This is a genomic window from Microcoleus sp. F10-B2, assembly GCF_036704965.1.
In the GTDB taxonomy this organism is placed as follows: Bacteria; Cyanobacteriota; Cyanobacteriia; order Cyanobacteriales; family Microcoleaceae; genus Microcoleus.
Genome location: NZ_JAUBTB010000015.1, coordinates 46,934 through 63,610, shown reverse-complemented (window position 1 = coordinate 63,610; position 16,677 = coordinate 46,934). Strand labels below are relative to the sequence as shown.

General features: G+C 47.6%; 7 protein-coding genes. 1 reads left to right on the top strand and 6 read right to left on the bottom strand.

Annotated features, from left to right (window positions below):
- Positions 1 to 29: 29 nt before the first annotated feature.
- From QUA99_RS08450 to QUA99_RS08425, 6 genes are all read right to left on the bottom strand, one after another.
- Positions 30 to 3,185, bottom strand: a complete 3,156-nt coding sequence (locus QUA99_RS08450; protein ID WP_333235617.1) for a beta-ketoacyl synthase N-terminal-like domain-containing protein — start codon at positions 3,183 to 3,185, stop codon at positions 30 to 32.
- A gap of 14 nt (positions 3,186 to 3,199) precedes the next feature.
- Complete coding sequence (locus QUA99_RS08445; protein WP_333235616.1) at positions 3,200 to 4,483, bottom strand: class I SAM-dependent methyltransferase; 1,284 nt, start codon at positions 4,481 to 4,483, stop codon at positions 3,200 to 3,202.
- Positions 4,484 to 4,743: 260 nt separating this feature from the next.
- Positions 4,744 to 7,983, bottom strand: coding sequence for an amino acid adenylation domain-containing protein (locus QUA99_RS08440; RefSeq protein WP_333235615.1), 3,240 nt, complete (start codon positions 7,981 to 7,983; stop codon positions 4,744 to 4,746).
- A 316-nt stretch (positions 7,984 to 8,299) separates the two neighbouring features.
- Positions 8,300 to 9,385 carry a TauD/TfdA family dioxygenase gene (locus QUA99_RS08435; RefSeq protein WP_333235613.1) on the bottom strand — a complete coding sequence of 362 codons (1,086 nt, stop codon included), beginning with the start codon at positions 9,383 to 9,385 and terminating at the stop codon, positions 8,300 to 8,302.
- The gene (locus tag QUA99_RS08430; protein ID WP_333235612.1) at positions 9,382 to 12,978 is read right to left on the bottom strand and encodes a condensation domain-containing protein; all 3,597 of its coding nucleotides are present in this window, start codon (positions 12,976 to 12,978) and stop codon (positions 9,382 to 9,384) included. Before QUA99_RS08430 ends, QUA99_RS08435 begins: the two co-directional genes overlap by 4 nt.
- Before the next feature lie 128 nt (positions 12,979 to 13,106).
- Positions 13,107 to 13,292, bottom strand: a complete 186-nt coding sequence (locus tag QUA99_RS08425; protein WP_333235611.1) for a hypothetical protein — start codon at positions 13,290 to 13,292, stop codon at positions 13,107 to 13,109.
- Between the two features lie 279 nt (positions 13,293 to 13,571).
- Here QUA99_RS08425 and QUA99_RS08420 point away from each other — a divergent pair, with 279 nt between their 5' ends.
- Entirely contained in the window at positions 13,572 to 16,526 is a 2,955-nt protein-coding gene (locus tag QUA99_RS08420; protein ID WP_333235610.1) for a TonB-dependent receptor domain-containing protein, read from the top strand.
- Positions 16,527 to 16,677: the final 151 nt, after the last annotated feature.

Genomic DNA, 16,677 nt, shown 5'->3' with positions numbered 1-16,677 from the left:
GCTTTATCCTTTGCAATTTCAGATGAAGTTTACCTTTCTCCAACTAAGACAAGCTTTTTAGCTTCCTCTTCGGTTAATTCTTCTAACTCTGCTACAATTGCTTCCTCGATCGCTAATGCAAATTCAGCAACAGTGGGTGCTGCAAATAGGTAGCGGAGAGACAGTTCAATTTGAAATAATTTGCGAATCTGGGAAAGTAACTGAATACCGATTAGAGAATTTCCTCCCATTTCAAAAAAGTTGTCATGGATGCCGACTTGCCCAATTCCTAACAGTTCTTGGTAGATATCGGCAATTGTCTGCTCGATTTCATTACTGGGAGAAATGTAGGCATTTCGCAGGTTTGGTCGAGCAAAGTTATGAATCTTTGACTCTACAATTTTGGAATTTTCCTGTTGCTGTTCGGTTCCTTTTTCCGAAGAAGTTAATACTTGTTTCTGTGGCTCAATCCAGTAACGCTGTCGCTCAAATGGATAGGTGGGTAAAGGGACTCGATGCCGATGTTCATCAGCGTAAAAACCTTGCCAATTTATCTGTACTCCCGCTAGCCAAAGTTGACCTAGTGTATTGAGCAAAAATGCTACATCGGATTGCCGATCGCAGGAATTTCGCAGCGTTGGCAGCACAGTCCAATCTACGGTTAAATCGCTCGGCTTGCACTGCACGGCCAAGCTGCTCAACGTTTGTCCGGGACCAACTTCTAACAGAATTAAATTCTGTTTTTTCCACAACTCTTGCACGCCATTTGCAAATAGCACCGGCTGGCATAAATGCTTAGCCCAATAACTCGGATCGGTGGCTTGACTAGCGGTAATCCAAGTGCCCGTAACGTTTGATAAATAGGGAATTTTGGGCGGCTGAAGATTGAAGGTTTTAACTAATTCGATAAATGGTAGCGCGATCGCATCCATCATCTGAGAATGAAAGGCGTGAGAAGTTGGAATCGGCCGACAAGCCAAACCGCTTTCAGTTAACTGGCGTTCCAATTTATCCACAGCATCAGGAACACCCGCGATCGCGCACAGGTACGGCCCGTTAACTGCTGACAAAGAAAGACCTTTTCCTAAAAGCGGTCGCACTTCCGCTTCTGAAAGCGGAACAGCAAGCATTTTCCCAGCCGGCAAACTTTGAATCATCAACGCTCTTTTGGCAACGAGAGCGATCGCATCTTCCAGAGAAAACACCCCCGCCAGACACGCGGCCACATATTCGCCGATGCTGTAGCCGATCGCCGCCCCAGGGCGAATTCCCCAGGAGATCGATAATTGAGCCAAAGCGTACTCGATCGCGAAAATAGCCGGCTGAGTGAGAAAGGTTTGATTTAGTTTTTCAGCAGCAGGATCGGGCTGTTCTTGGCAGCGACCGAGCATTTTTCGCAGGTCGAGGCCGGATTTGGAAGCTGCATTTGTCTCAGGCTGACTGGGATACAGCACCGATCGCAAATCGAGATCGAGGTAAGGTTGGAAAAGTTGGCAGCAGCGATCGAGTTGTTCTCGAAATACCGGCTCCACTTCGTAAAGTTCGCGGGCCATGTTGGGGTAATGAGTTCCCAGGCCCGGAAACATAAAGGCGACAGTGCGATCGCCGGCCTCGCGGTACAAAGTGAGAACTCGTTTCGGATCGGAAAGCGCGATCGCAGCATCTTGAATGTCTTTGCAAACAACCGCCCGTCGGTGGTCAAAAACTCGCCGGCCAACTTGCAGGGTGTAAGCAGCATCCGCGAGATTGAGATCGGGATTTTGCTTGAGGCGATCGCTCAAATTTACTGTAGCCGCATCCAGTGCCGATTCCGTTTTGGCAGACAGTACCAACAACTGCCAAGGGCGAGAAGGCCCTGAAATTTCGACTGTTGGGGCTTCTTCCAAAATCGCGTGGGCGTTAGTACCGCCAAGACCAAAAGAACTGACTCCCGCGCGACGCGGAGTGCCGTTTGCGGGCCATTCCGACAAAGCGGTATTGACGTAGAAAGGGCTGTTGGCCAAATCAATTTCCGGGTTCGGCTGCTGGAAGTGCAAGCTGGGCGGTATCAGCTTGTGTTTGAGAGCCAGAACAGTTTTGAGCAAGCCTGCGATCCCAGAAGCGACATCAAGATGCCCGATATTGGTCTTGACTGAACCGATCGCACAATGTGCAGGCGGCGCGATCGCTGTTTTTGTCTGAGTGCTAGCGCGAAACGCTTTTGTCAAGGCCTTAAATTCGATCGGATCGCCCAAAGCCGTTGCAGTTCCGTGAGTTTCTACATAAGTCACTGTTTCCGGCTCGATGTCGGCGATGGCAAAGGCTTCCGCGATCGCCTTTGCTTGCCCCTCCAAGCTGGGCGCTGTGTAACCAACTTTCCCAGAACCGTCGTTATTTATAGCCGAACTTTTGATCACAGCGTGAATGCAATCGCCATCGGCGATCGCCTCTTCTAACCGCTTCAAAACTACAATTCCTAAGCCGCCCCCCGGTACAGTGCCTTTCGCACCAGCATCAAAAGCACGGCATTGACCGTTAGGAGATAAAACCCCTCCTTCTTGATACAAATAGCCAGCTTTTTGCAAGGCATTTACCGTCACGCCTCCGGCTAAAGCCATATCGCATTGGTAACTTAACAAACTTTGGCAAGCTAAGTGAACGGCCACTAATGATGTCGAACAATTCGTTTGCACGCTAATGCTCGGACCTCTTAAATTTAACTTATAAGAAGTGCGCGGAGCTAAATGATCTTTCTCGTTTCCAATCAGAGTTTGATAATCAATAACAGTGCCTAGAAAACCCCGGTTTGAAGCTAAATTGAACAACAAATAGCTGTTCCAACCTACACCCGCGTAAACCCCAATCTGACCTCGGTATCTTTCTGAATCATAGCCGGCATTTTCCAGGGCTGACCACGCCTCCTCCAAAAATAAGCGGTGTTGGGGATCTGTAATCGCTGCTTCTCTGGGATTAAAGCCGAAGAATGAAGCATCGAATAAATCCATGTCTTCTAATATAGCGCCAGCTTTGACGTGATTGGCACTATGAAACATAGTAGGGTCAATTCCTGAAGAAAGCAATTGTGCTTCACTAAGAACAGAGATTGACTCCACTCCTTCTCGCAGATTCTGCCAAAATTTATCCAGATTTTTGGCTTGAGGAAAGCGACCGGCCATGCCGACAATCGCAATTCCTTCTATAGACTTGTCTGTTTCTGAATTACTCATTAACCTTTCCCCTTTTATACTGCCTGAATTGCCTTCAAATAAGGGAAGGCTGACGTAGTAAGTTTAAGCCGAAGTTTATTAACTTTCTGAAACTCAGTCTTTATGCCTTGCCGCTGAAAGTTGTCCCGCATGGAAACTTTGCTGTCGAAGGAATCGAGCATTTTTTTGACAGCAGTATCTAAGGTAGATTTTGGAAAATGGGAATTAGGCGCAAGTTTATATTTGCCATTACTTCCCATCAGATAACTTTGCTGCGTGGTACTGTTTTTTTGAAACTTGGTGTCGAGAAACTCTTCACATATCTGCTGTTCCGATTTTATAGGGCGATCGCAGTCTTTCCGCTGGACGTAGAACCACAGCATCGGGGATCTTTCAAGCTGCAAAAGGTTTGACAATTGCCAGCGAGATAAATCGGGCAGAGAATCGTAGCGTTCTTGCAAGTCAGGTTCGCTAAATTCCGTATTCCAAGAAAAGGTATCATTCGCCATATCAAATATATTAATACGAGGTGATACTAACTCTAAGCCACATTCGTTTGTTAACTCAGATAAAGATTCAACTGTATAGCTGTGTTCGACAGGTTGAATTAAAGTATCTGCTAACTTAGATTCCGAGCCATCTTTGTATTCATTTAAGAAACTCGTCATTAAACTTTTTGTAGAAAATCCCCCATTGACCAACTTAAGCGCCAGTGCTAGTTCTGACTCAAAATCCCCCAATGAATCTGTGCTTTTGCTAAAAATTCTCACAGCTTTTTGAAAGCTAGAGGTGATGATTCTATGGAACCGATTGTAAACCATTAATTCCATAATTCCCTGCGGTTTCAGAGCAGTGACTAATTTAGCTAAAGTTTCTTGAGGATGGGCGTTGTGGTGGATAACCCCCGTACAGATTATATAGTCAAACTGCTCTTTGTAAGTAATTTGATTGAGGCTTTCTTGTTTGAGCTGCAAGTTAGAGATTCCTAGCTCTTCAGCAGTCTGAGAGGTTATTTCTAGCGATTGAGCTGACAAGTCTGAGCCTAATACAGTAGCATTGGGAAATTTCAATGCGGTAAAAACTGCTTGGTTAGTTCCGCATCCCGCCACCCAAATTTTCGGCTGGTTAGGAAGAGTGTTGTGCTGCCAGTTACCGAGGTCTTGATTGAGCATGATGGTTTCAAAATCTGGATCGGAGAGCCGATCGAGCTTTAAAGGCCGCCAAGGATAAGGAAATCTGCCGTAGAATTGAGAGTTTAAGTCATCTACTGACTCTGTTGATGTTGCGAGAATTAGATTTTCGTCATCAGTTTTAATCATGTCATCCTCAAGTTGGTAGTTGGGCTTTATGACGAAGAAAGCAGGAAGAGGGATTGAGAGAGAGGACTGAGGCACTTCCGAGGGGAAACCAGGTTTCTTTGTAGATATCTAGTTGAGAGTCATATCAAATCCGTTGACATCGGAATTATGCCTCTCTCTCTTCTCTTTCTCTGTGTCCTCTGTGCCCTCTGTGGTTTAATCATTCCGATATAACCGGAATTGATATCAGGGAATTTTCTAAGAAACCCGGTTTCTTTGCGTCACGTCTGCATTCGGAGTTGTTTTTGCCGATTGGCAACCGATTTTTGCTTGTCAACTCGGTCGCGAACAGACTGAAATTCAAGTTCTGGCTCTTGCTCCTCACTTAAATGTTTTGCTAGGGAGTATATTGTTGGATATTCCAATAGTTCAATCAGTGATAAATCTGCCTTATTCAAAATTTCCCGGAGTTGACGGTGAACTTCTGCAAGCAGTAATGAATGACCGCCAATATCAAAAAAGTTGTCGTGAATGCTTACCCTTTCTATTTGCAGCACCTCTTGCCAAACATTGGCGATCGCGCTTTCGACAGAGTTACTAGGCAAAACCAGCGCAACTTCCGATCGCAGCGAGACGGCTTCCATTGCTAAAAGCGATCGCCGATCGACCTTACCGTTAGCAGTCAGCGGTAGCAGGGGTACTGTCAGGACAACTGACGGGATCATGTATTCCGGCAATTTTTCTTTCAAAAATTCACTTAATTCGCCGATCGCAGCCGGTGACTCCTGGTTTAAAACGATGTACGCCGCTAAACGGCGATCGCTACCATCTTCTTGAACCAAAACTACAGCCTCCTGCACCCCTCGGTGCTCTAGGAGAACCGCTTCAATTTCCCCTAGTTCGATCCGGTAGCCGCGAATTTTCACCTGATCGTCTAGGCGGCCGAGGAATTCCAGAGTGCCATCTGGCCGATAGCGCGCGCGATCGCCCGTTTTGTACAGTCTGCTTCCAGGCTCATCGCTGAACGGATTCGCGATAAACTTTTCAGCAGTGAGATCCGGTCTGTTCAGATAGCCTCTTGCCACTCCTAAACCGCCGATATGCAGTTCGCCCGCAACACCGATGGGTACTGGTTGCAAGTGCCGATCGAGCACGTAAAGCTGAGTATTCGCGATCGGGCGACCGATCGGAATTGACCCTGAAAGCTTTTCGCCGCCTGGAACCCGATAAACGCAGCAGCCAACTACCGTTTCCGTTGGCCCGTATTCGTTCACCAGCAACGTATCGGGAGCATTTTCCTGCCAAAAAGCGACGCTGCTAGCCAGCAGATTTTCGCCACCGATAATGAAAGCGCGGGTCAAACCGGCGGCGGCTTGGGGCGGTATTTGCTGGGCCAGTAACTCCAAGTGCGCGGGGGTAATTTTGACTAAACTTAAGTTAGAACTGCGGCGCAAGGCAGTGCAAAGCGTCTCTATGCCTTGGTTTTCCGGTAGCAGTTCTACTCGACTCCCCACTAGCAACGGTGAAAACAAGCTGGTAACAGTTAGGTCAAATCCCAGCGGCGAGTGAACTAGCGTCCCCGTTCCTGCCTCGACTGCATAGGCTTGCGTACACCAAGTGAGATAGTTTGTGAGTCCTTGGTGCAGAATTAACGTTCCCTTGGGCTTTCCAGTTGAGCCGGAAGTATAGATAGCGTAGGCCAGATTGTGAGAATTAGCTTCACAGGTTGGATTTTCTGCAGGTTCAGAGGCGATGATTTCCCAATCCGCATCCAGGCAAATTACTTGAATTCCGCTGGTTGGCAAGTCGGCGACTAAGTGCTGCTGAGTCAACAGTATCGGCACCTGACTATCTGTGAGAATGAAGGCTTGGCGATCGCGCGGTATGGTTGAATCAATGGGAACGTAAGCGCCGCCGGCTTTGAGAATGCCCAAAACTCCGACAAGCATTGAAAGCGATCGCGCTACGCAAATCCCCACCAGCACCTCTGGGCCTACTCCCTGTTGCTGTAGGTAACGGGCTAGTTGATTTGCCTGCGCGTTGAGTTCAGCGTAAGTTAGTTGCTGGCTTTCAAACACAGCGGCGATGCGATCGGGTGTCCGTTTTACTTGTTCTTCAAATAACTGGTGAACGCATTTATCAATTGTGCCAGCCGTTTTTGTATGGTTAAACTCAACTAGCAGTTGTTGGCGATCGCGATCGCTCAAAATCGCTAACTCGCTAATTGTCGCCTTCGGATTATTGGCAGCGCTTGCTAACAAAGTTTGAAATTGCTCCGCCAAGTTGCCGATATCTGCTACTTGGAATAAGTTAGCATCATAGTGAAACTCGCAAATCAAAGCATCATCTTGACAAAGGCAAGAAAGTTTTACTTTGAATCTACTAATATAGGCGGAACGCTTAGCAATTGACCAGGATAAACCACCAGCCGAATACTTGGGCAGCGGTGGCTCAAGCTCGAAACAAAACGGAATGAAAGAGTCAGTCGCGCCCTTGCCAGTTGCGGCTGTAATTTGTTCGGGCGTAAAATACTCCTGCCATTCATAATTAGTGCCAATTAATTCGCTAACCTGCTGTAAAAATTCGCTAAATTCTAAGCTATCTGACGGCTGGCAAGTTAGGGGTAAATATTTGGCGAATAGCCCCAAGGATGACTCTAAACCTTCATAGGTTCGACCGTCGCAATAAGTGCCGACGATCGCGTTTGATACTCCTGTCAGCCGACTGAGGAGAATCTGCCAGCAAGTTAGCAAGAATGTAGGAACAGAAGTATCAGAGTTTTGAGCGATCGCTTCAATTTTTGCTGTCAAGTCCTGCGGAATTTTAACCGCGAGTTTTTTTGGCGTAAATCCGCTTTTTCGATCTAACTCTTTTTCTCCTACTAGCTGACCGGCAAACAGGTCAGAAATCTCCAACTTATGCCAATAATCTTTTCCGGCTTTTGTATCCTCAGACTCAATTAAATTATTGAAAATTTCCGAGATATCAGCATATTGAATCTCTGCCTCAAATAAGCTATTTTTCTGCCCAATAGCAGCGTAGGCTTCGCTAATTTTACGCACCAAGTTATCTAGCGTTAACGTATCCGCCCCGAGAGCCGACAAACTAACAATTAGCTGGTATTTTTCACAGGAAAGTTCAATTAAAACTATCTGCAATAGCTGCCCTTCCTCATCAAAAGGCTGTTGACTTATCTCCTCAAAAATCTCCTCAATTTTAGCCTCTTGTTCTGGCGGACTTAGCTCGCTCAAAGAATATTGAGAAATTGATGGAATGGTGCGATCGCTTATTACTTGCAAAGGAAGATCCATTCCCGGCAAGCAGCGAAAAGTAGTCCGCAATATCTCATGGCGATGCCACACATTCTCCAAAGCGGCCTCGAAAATTTCCCTGTTAAGATTTCCCTGAATTTCCACAGCGCACTGAGCGCGACAAGGCAACTTAGACTCAACTTGTTGCAACAACCATAGATGTTTTTGTTGCGGTGAAAGTCGAAACCCTGTAATAATTTCTTTTTGCATATCTGCACCTCTGCACCTAAGTATTTCAATCAATAGTTATGTACGCTGAACCTTGAATTTTCTACTAAATCCGGCTTCAATACCCCCTTTATATCAAGTTCGATTAATTGCTTATAAGAACCGGCCGGGCGGGTTTATGAGATTGTCGGTTTTCGGCAATTATTATTAGTGAACCCGCCCCTACAGGAATTATATCTATTGAACCGAACCTGATATTATTCTTTAGTCAGCGTAGGCTGACTTTGTTTGTGTAGTTGCGGTTTTAACCGCCGAAAGACAAAGGGTATAGCTATCTTTTAGTCGGTTTTAACCGACTTTAGCTATGAGGCAGGGGTTTCAACCCCTGTCGGACTGTCGGACTATAGCTGTAAGTTTCAGACATTCCTACCGCAATTTTGCGAGAACCAACAAAAGGCGATCGCCCGTGAGCGACTAACATATTATCCAGCATTAAAATATCCCCTTCCTGCCAGGGAAAAGTCACAGTTTCCTGCCGATATGCTTCGCGCACTTCATCTAAAACAGAAAGCTCAATAGGAGTACCATCTCCGTAATAAGTATTGTTAGGAAAATCCGATTCTTTAAAGTCTGCCAGCAAAGAATCGCGGAGCGCTGAATCTAAAGTTGATATGTGAAAAAAAGCAGCGTGATTAAACCAAACTTTTTCACCTGTTTTAGGGTGCTTGAGAATAGCGTGGCGAACTTGTCTAGTCCTCAAGCAATTGCCATCTTTCCATTCTACCTCAATGTCACGAGTTTGACAATACTCTTCTACCTTTAATTTATCAGTTGTTTGAAAAACATCATGCCAATGCAGCCCCAAGCCACTGCCAAAATTGCGGACATACATCACCTGTTTTTGTGCGAAGATATCGCGAATTTTAGGGTCAATGCGTTGCAATACTTTCCTGACATCAGCCAGTGGCGTTTCTCCTCCTGCCGTCGCACTTTTCAGGCAGAAAAAGAAAATTTTCATCGGCCATGCGTGTTGGTATGAATTCTCATTGTGCAGGAAAATACTTTGCTCCGCCGGATAATCAGTGGAAGTATAAATATTGCCCTTGACGCGACTGCGGGGCGAAGAACGTTCTCGATACTCCAACAATTCCCCGGAAACAGCCGCAATAAATTGCTCAAACTGGGTTGCATCGCTGACTTTAAAATTCCGAAAAAGTAAACCTCCCCATTTCTTTAACTCTGTTGCTATAAAATCCCGATTTTGCGTCGCCCAACCTACAAGATTTACTTCCTCTAAAGTGGGGCTGATGACTAGAGGCAGCAATTGGTCTGACTTAAGAAACTGACGCTCTACCAACTCTTCGGAAGACGCGCTAATAGTTCGGCGCGATCGCAGCGGGGGCAGTTGACTCTTAAATTTATCTGATGCAAAAGTTTTCATCATGCTAATTGTTCAATTGCTTTGCGTTTAACATTTTTAAACTTGAGAAGGCGAGCTTCTTTAAGTTCTTGTTCTTTAGCAATTTGCCACTCTTTGTCAGCAGTATTTAGCAGTTCTTTGAGAACGCTCAGCTTCACCTCTGATTGAACCGCGATCGCATTCAAAAGCGTTTCAAAAAGCGACAGCATCCGCGCGATGCTAGCAGTTGCGAACAAATCCGTGCTGTACTCCATCCACCCCGTCAAACCGATCTCGCTGTCCGTCAGATTTAGCAGCAAGTCATACTTGGCGGTTTGGCTGTCCACCTCGCAGACGGTCGCACTCACACCCGAAAGCGCCAAAGGCGGTAGCGGTGCTTGCAGCACCAGCTTGACTTGAAACAAGGGTGTACGGCTTAAAGTCCGTTCAGGGTTCAAAACCTCCACCAACTTGTCGAAAGGCAGATCCTGATGTGCGTAAGCTGCCAAGGTGCGATCGCGCACGCGGTGCAGTAACTCATCAAATGTGGGATTCCCAGATAAATTAGTACGCAATACCAATTGGTTGACAAAAAATCCAATCAGTTGCCGAGTCTCCGCTTGGTTGCGGTTAGCAATATCCGTGCCTACAGTAATGTCGTCTTGAGCGCTATACCAGTGCAGCAAAGTTGTAAAACTTGCTAGCAGTGTCATAAACAGGGATACTTCCTGCTGCTGCGATCGCACTTTCAGCGCATCCGTTAAAGATTTTGACAGTGAGAACGGCAGTCGCAAACCTTGGAAGGTCTGAATAGCTGGGATCGCATTGTCTGTCGGCAGTTGCAGCACGGTTAGGTTGCTTAATTCTTGTTTCCAGTACGCGAGTTGAGACTCTAGCACTTCTCCCTGCAACCATTGGCGCTGCCAGATTCCAAAATCAGCATACTGAACCGGCAGAGGAGTTAAGGGGGAAGGCTGACCGCTGGAAAAGGCCCTGTACAGTGCTGTCAGTTCTTGAATGAACACTCCCATAGACCAGCCATCAGCGACAATGTGGTGTACTGTCAGCAGCATGGTGTATTCAGCTTCGGCTAGCTGTAGCAGCGTGACTCGCAGCAGCGGCCCTGCTGTCAAGTCGAAAGGTTGCTGAGCTTCTTGAGTGGCTAGGCGTTGCGCTTCCGCTTCCCGGCTGGTTTCTGGGAACGATCGCAAATCTATGACTGGCAGCGCTAAAGTTAAAGTTGGGGCGATCGCTTGCACCGGTTGACCCGACACAGCGGTAAAAGTTGTTCGCAAAGCGGCGTGTCGCTGCAAGATTTCGTTAAAGCTTTGGTTGAGTGCAGTTACATTCAGCGGCCCTTTGAGCTGTACAGCGACAGCAATGTTGTAAAAGGGGTTTCCAGGCTGCAAGCTATTGAGAAACCACAGCCTTTGCTGGGCAAAGGATAAGGGCAATTCTGCTTGTCTGGGTGCAGGCAGCAGCGGCGGCACGCTAGGGGTAGCGGTGGCGAGGCGATCGCACAATTGCGCTGCTAAGTGAGACAGGCTGGAACTCTCGAAGAGTTCGGCTGCGGACACTGTTGTAGCGAGATCGGTTTCAATTCGGTTTTGTAATTCAAAGACTTTTAAGGAATCGAGTCCTAGTGCGATTGCCGACTGCTGCGGATTTACCTGCGATCGGGGAACTCTTAGCACCTGAGCGATCTGCTGCTGGAGGTAAGATGTTAGCAGCGGTACCCTGTCAGTTGGCGGTGTTGCGATCGCCTGTTCGGGAGTTAGACGCACCTCGTTTTCAACTGTTTGAAAATCCTCTAAAATTCTGCTGCCAATGACTTTCAGGTTGCCTGAGAGAAAATCTGCTCGGCAAGCGCGGCGCTGAATCTTACCGCTGGAAGTTTTGGGAATGGTGCCGGCGGCGATCGTCACGACAGCATAAACTTGGATACCGTGGATTTGCGCGATCGCACTTCTGATGGCTGCGGTGACTTCCTCCACATTCGGTTTCTGCCGAAATTCCACCTCTTGAACGACTACTAACTGTTCCTCATCCTCTACATCCACCGAAAATGCTGCACCGCCACCGGATCGCAGTGCCGGATGGCTGCGTTCTGCCGTTAGTTCAATGTCTTGAGGATAAAGATTTCGACCTCTAATGATAATTAAATCCTTAGCCCTACCCGCGATAAAGAGTTCTCCATCTTGCAAGAAGCCTAAGTCGCCTGTTCGCAAAAACGGCCCTTCACCTGTGTCTGACAGATAGGCGCGAAATGTCCGTTCTGTTTCCTCGGGGCGATTCCAGTAACCGACACCCACACTCGGCCCTGATACCCAAATTTCACCAACTTCGTCAGGTTGACAGCGGGTTAAGGTTTCAGGGTTCGCGATCGCAATTTTTTGGTCTGGCAAAGTTTGACCGCAACCTACTAATGTGCGGTCGTTCTCACTTTGTGTACTCGCGGCGATCGCGCGATCGCTCTCAAGTGCTTCTCCCTGAACTGTTTTGATGACCGGCGGTGCTGCGTGCAGACCCCCAGAAATCATCAAAGCTGCTTCTGCCATCCCGTAACAGGGATAGAATGCCTCCCAGCGGAAGCCGCAGGGTGCAAAAGCTGCGGCAAAGCGCTCTAAGGTATCGCGCCGAATCGGTTCAGCCCCGTTAAATGCAACGTTCCAACTGCTTAAATCGAGGGTTTCTCGCTGCTGCTGGGTGATTTTCTGAACGCAAAATTCGTAAGCAAAGTTAGGGCCGCCGCTAGTCGTGGCTTGGTAGCGAGAAATAGCTTTCAGCCAGCGGTAGGGACTTTGTAGAAAAGATGCGGGGGGCATCATGATACAAGGGAAGCCGCCGTACAGGGGTTGGAGTACGCCGCCAATCAGTCCCATGTCGTGGTAAATCGGCAGCCAGGAGACGAATTTGCTGGTGTGGGAATGTCCCATCAGGCGTTGGGTCATGCCGGCGTTGTGCAGCAAGTTGCGGTGGCTGAGCATTACGCCTTTGGGTGTCCCTGTGGAACCCGATGTATATTGCAGAAATGCTAAGGTTTCTGGGTTAATTGAGGGTTTTTGCCAAGTGTCTTCGATTCCGGGGGGGATTGTATCGGTAGTGAGCCAGTGTATCGTTCCTATTTTGTCTGCCAGCAAGGATTGCACTTGGGGCAAAATTGCTGTTGTGGTGAGGGCGATCGCGGCTTGGGAATCGGTTGCAACTGATACGGCCGTCTGAAGTCGGGCTGCGTGGCGCTGATTGCGGGGCGGGTAAGCCGGGACTGCGATCGCCCCAGCGTACAAGCATCCGAAAAAAGCCGCAATATAGTCTAGTCCTGGCGGATAAAGCAATAAGGCGCGTTCGCCGCTAGCACCTAAAGCTTGAAGTTGAGCTGCGATCGCTCGGCTGCGACGATCTAATTCGCTGTAAGTCAGGCGATCGCTTTCTGTTTCTCCGTCTTCCAGAAAGGTAAAAGCTAGTTGGTCAGGCTGGTGCAGACACCTGTAGCGCAACAAGTCTACACCTGTCGAACTGTTACTAGAGATTTCTCGAAAGTCCTTGAAAAGTTGAGCCATTCTACTTTTTGCACTCATTGCAACCCGAAAATCTTGAGTTTTGCGATCGCAAAGCCGATGACCGCGATCTTCTCTCAAAAGGTTATTCTTTAGCTACTGCTCGAACTTATTGACATTAGTTCTTGATTAGCTTCCACACTGTAAGTCTAAAATATCGATTTTGCAAGTAGTAATTGATAATTATTTTTAAAGCAATCCCTCAACACTCATAAGTTACCTGGCAGTACCCAAAGCGGAACCATGCCGTCAATCGACCAATTGTAGGGTGTTCGCAGCTTGAAGTCAGGCACGCAGACGGCAGTGCGCCCAATATCGCCAGCACAGGCCAGCGTGCAGCTTGATAAAACTTGATAAAAATTAGCAATAAACAAATTTGACTTATTGCTTGACATTAGCAGCACCCTTATTTTATTTTGATGAGGCTACTGCAAATGATTAGTGATAAATCGCTGGGTTGTTGACCGCGATCCGAGTGCACCGCCGCTCGTGTCAAGAAACTGGATTCAAACTGCGACCACAGATAGCTGCGCCTGTTACTGACAGGCTTAGTTTTCGTGTTTGCTTGAGTAGATTTTCAGCAGAGTACAAGTCGGGAGTGCATCTCCATCGGTGCATTCACTCTTACAGATGGTGTAGCAGCTCAAGTTTTTAAGTGTGTGGTGTGAATGAAAATGAAACTGCGTGTACCTTTTTTATGTGTTGCACTGCTGAGCGTTGGTATCATGCCAGTAGCAGCGGCAGGGCCAAGAAGTTTCTCTGACAGCGCTAACTCCGACTCTGCTGAAGCTGCGCCCGCGATCGCCCCCGATCCGAGTTCGGTAAATCCCTCAACAGCCGACGATCGCACTCAATGGTGGGCGATCGCTTCTGTCATCCCGTCCCAAAAACCGATCGCAGAAAAGCCCTCATTTGAAAGCGAGGAGTTAGAAGTCAAGCACAATACAGAAAACCGATCCCAAAAACTCTATTCAGACTTGACAGTTGCTTCAGAATACAATAGAAATATCCAAAAAAGCTCCTCAAAAGCAGGCAGGATGCCCGATCCACAAGGTTTATTGGAGATATCTCATAGCGATCGGGCTTCTCCTAATCCTGAGATTGAACCAATAGCAGACATACCAAAACTCAACGACATCGATCGCCCTAGCACCAGTGTTGAGGGATTACTTCAGCAATCGCCGTCAAGTTTTATTGTTTCTGATGCTGTGCAAATCTCTCAATCAGTCGTACAAGTAACAGGGGTAAAGCTAAACCCTACTGGGGCTGGTTTGGAAGTCATCTTAGAAACTGAAGCGGGTCAATTGCTGCAAGCTGTTATCAGAACAGAAGGCAAAAGTGCGATCGCCGACATCGAAAATGCTCAACTAGCTTTACCGTCGGGTGAGGAATTTCGCGCTCAAAATCCCGATCGAGGAATTGCTGAGGTGACAGTAACTCAGCTTGAAGGTTCGCGCATCCGAGTCACCGTTACCGGAGAGAAAGCAGCACCACCCGCGCAAGTAGTAAAAAGCGATCGCGGTTTAGTTCTGGGCGTGACTCCTGAAAATTCTGACCAAATTGAAATCGTCGTTACCGCCACGCGCACCGAAGAACTTATACAAAATATACCGCGCTCGGTGACAGTAGTTACCCGTGCTGAGGTTGAGGAGCAAACTCCCGTGTCGCGAAGCCTGCAAGATATTGTCGGTCGGGAGGTTCCAGGCTTAGGGGCTTCGACTCAATCGAGAAATCAATTTGGGCAAAACTTGCGCGGTCGCAATATTTCTGTCTTAATTGACGGCGTACCCCTGACCACAAATACTCAACCCCGGGGGCTGCAAACTCTTGCTCCCAATGCGATCGAGCGAATTGAGGTTGTTCGCGGCCCCAATGCGATCTACGGAAGTCAGGCCACAGGCGGGACGATCAACATTATTACCCGCAGGCCGAGCGAAAATCGGCTGGAGCAACAGTCAGAAGTAGGTCTGACTGCTGCCGCCGGCAACCGACGCTTCCTAGAAAGCGGCAGTTTTGGCAACTACATCGCGCATTCCATATCGGGTACAGAGGGCGCTTACAACTACGCCTTTTCCTTCTCGCGAGAAAGCACCGGCACTTTTTATGATGCTGAAGGCGATCGCATTTTTAACGATCGCCCCTTAGATCAAAGCGTTACCTTCAATGTATTAGCTAAAGCAGGAGTAAACCTAGATTCTAAACAGCGCTTACAGCTAACATTCAATCACTACCTTTCCAGCCAAGTCGGCAACCAGTATATCAACGATTTGAGCGTCAACAGCCGCCCCGCCGGAACCGAAAAAGCCCGCGCTTTAAAAGTAGGAGAACTGGAATTTATTGACTCTACCCCCCCAAGAGATCAAAATACTCTGCTTAACTTCACCTACACCAACGATCGGATTTTTGGCAGCAGTCTTCAGGCTCAAGCTTACTATCGGTACAATACTCTAAATTTCTTCCCAGGAGATTTTCGAGAGGCTTTTTTTGAAAATATTACTTTTGGACAAGTAGAACATCAAAATTGGGGCGGTCGCTTGCAAATTGAAACTCCTATATTTACAGCAGCTAATTTACTGTGGGGAGTTGATTATGACAGAGAGTACAACACTGTCGTGCAAGATATTTTCGATCCTGTGGCTTTCGACGAAAGCGGCGGTCGAGTTTACCGTAAAATTAACGAGCGCGTTGAAATCCCGGCTTATAACCTCAACCAGCTAGGTTTGTTTGCTCAGGTGAAATGGGATATTAGCGATAACTTTTTAGTCACTGGCGGATTGCGCCACCAGCGGGTCGGTTTCAGTGTTGACGACTACACTACCTTCCCAGGCAATGCAGATATTGAAGGTGGAGAGTTGAACTTTAATAGCACCGTGTTTAATGCCGGTGCTGTCTATAAAATCACAGACACATTTAATGTGTTTGGTAACTTTGCTCAAGGTTTTAGCATACCAGATTTTGGAAATCTCCTGCGCCGTCCGCCAGCAGGATTTTCGATTGGGGGCGATTTTCAACAATTAGAAGCGGTAAGAGTTGACAACTACGAAATTGGGGTGCGCGGCAACTGGGAACAAGTACAAGCGTCTATTTCGGGTTTTTACAATACCTCCGAATTGGGTGAAAGTTTTGTATTAGACGATCGCGGTTTTCCCATAGGAATTAACCGCGCGCCACAGCGGATATACGGTGTTGAGGGGACTCTAGACTGGCAGCCGGGAGGGGGATGGCAACTCGGCGGCACTGCAACTTGGCAAGAAGGTGAAAATGATGTCAATCAAGATGGAGACTATTTGCCTCTCAATAGCAGCATTATCTCACCGCTGAAGCTGACGACTTATATTCAACACCAAACTACCCCAGGCTGGCGCAACCGACTGCAACTTGTTTATATCGGGAATCGCGATCGGGCTTTTGATAAAAAAGTTGATCCTGTGGGCATCGACAACTATTTGGTGGTGGACTATATCGGCAGTGTTAAGGTTGGACCGGGCACGTTAAATATTGGCATCGAAAACTTGTTGGACACCCAATATTTCGCAGTCCAGCTTCAACGTTCTGGCGGTTTTGATAATTCCGAAAGATTTGCGTCTAGGGGTCGCAGCCTTAGCCTCCGCTACGTTCTCAATTGGTAATGGGAACCCAGAAACCGGGTTTGACGGAATAAAATACTTCTTTGCACCCGCAACTTTAGTAAAAAACCCGGTTTCTTTGGTATTGCGAAAAGACACGTGATATCATGTCCGGTCGATTCCCCTTCATCAGGTAGGGGCGGGTAAACCTGCC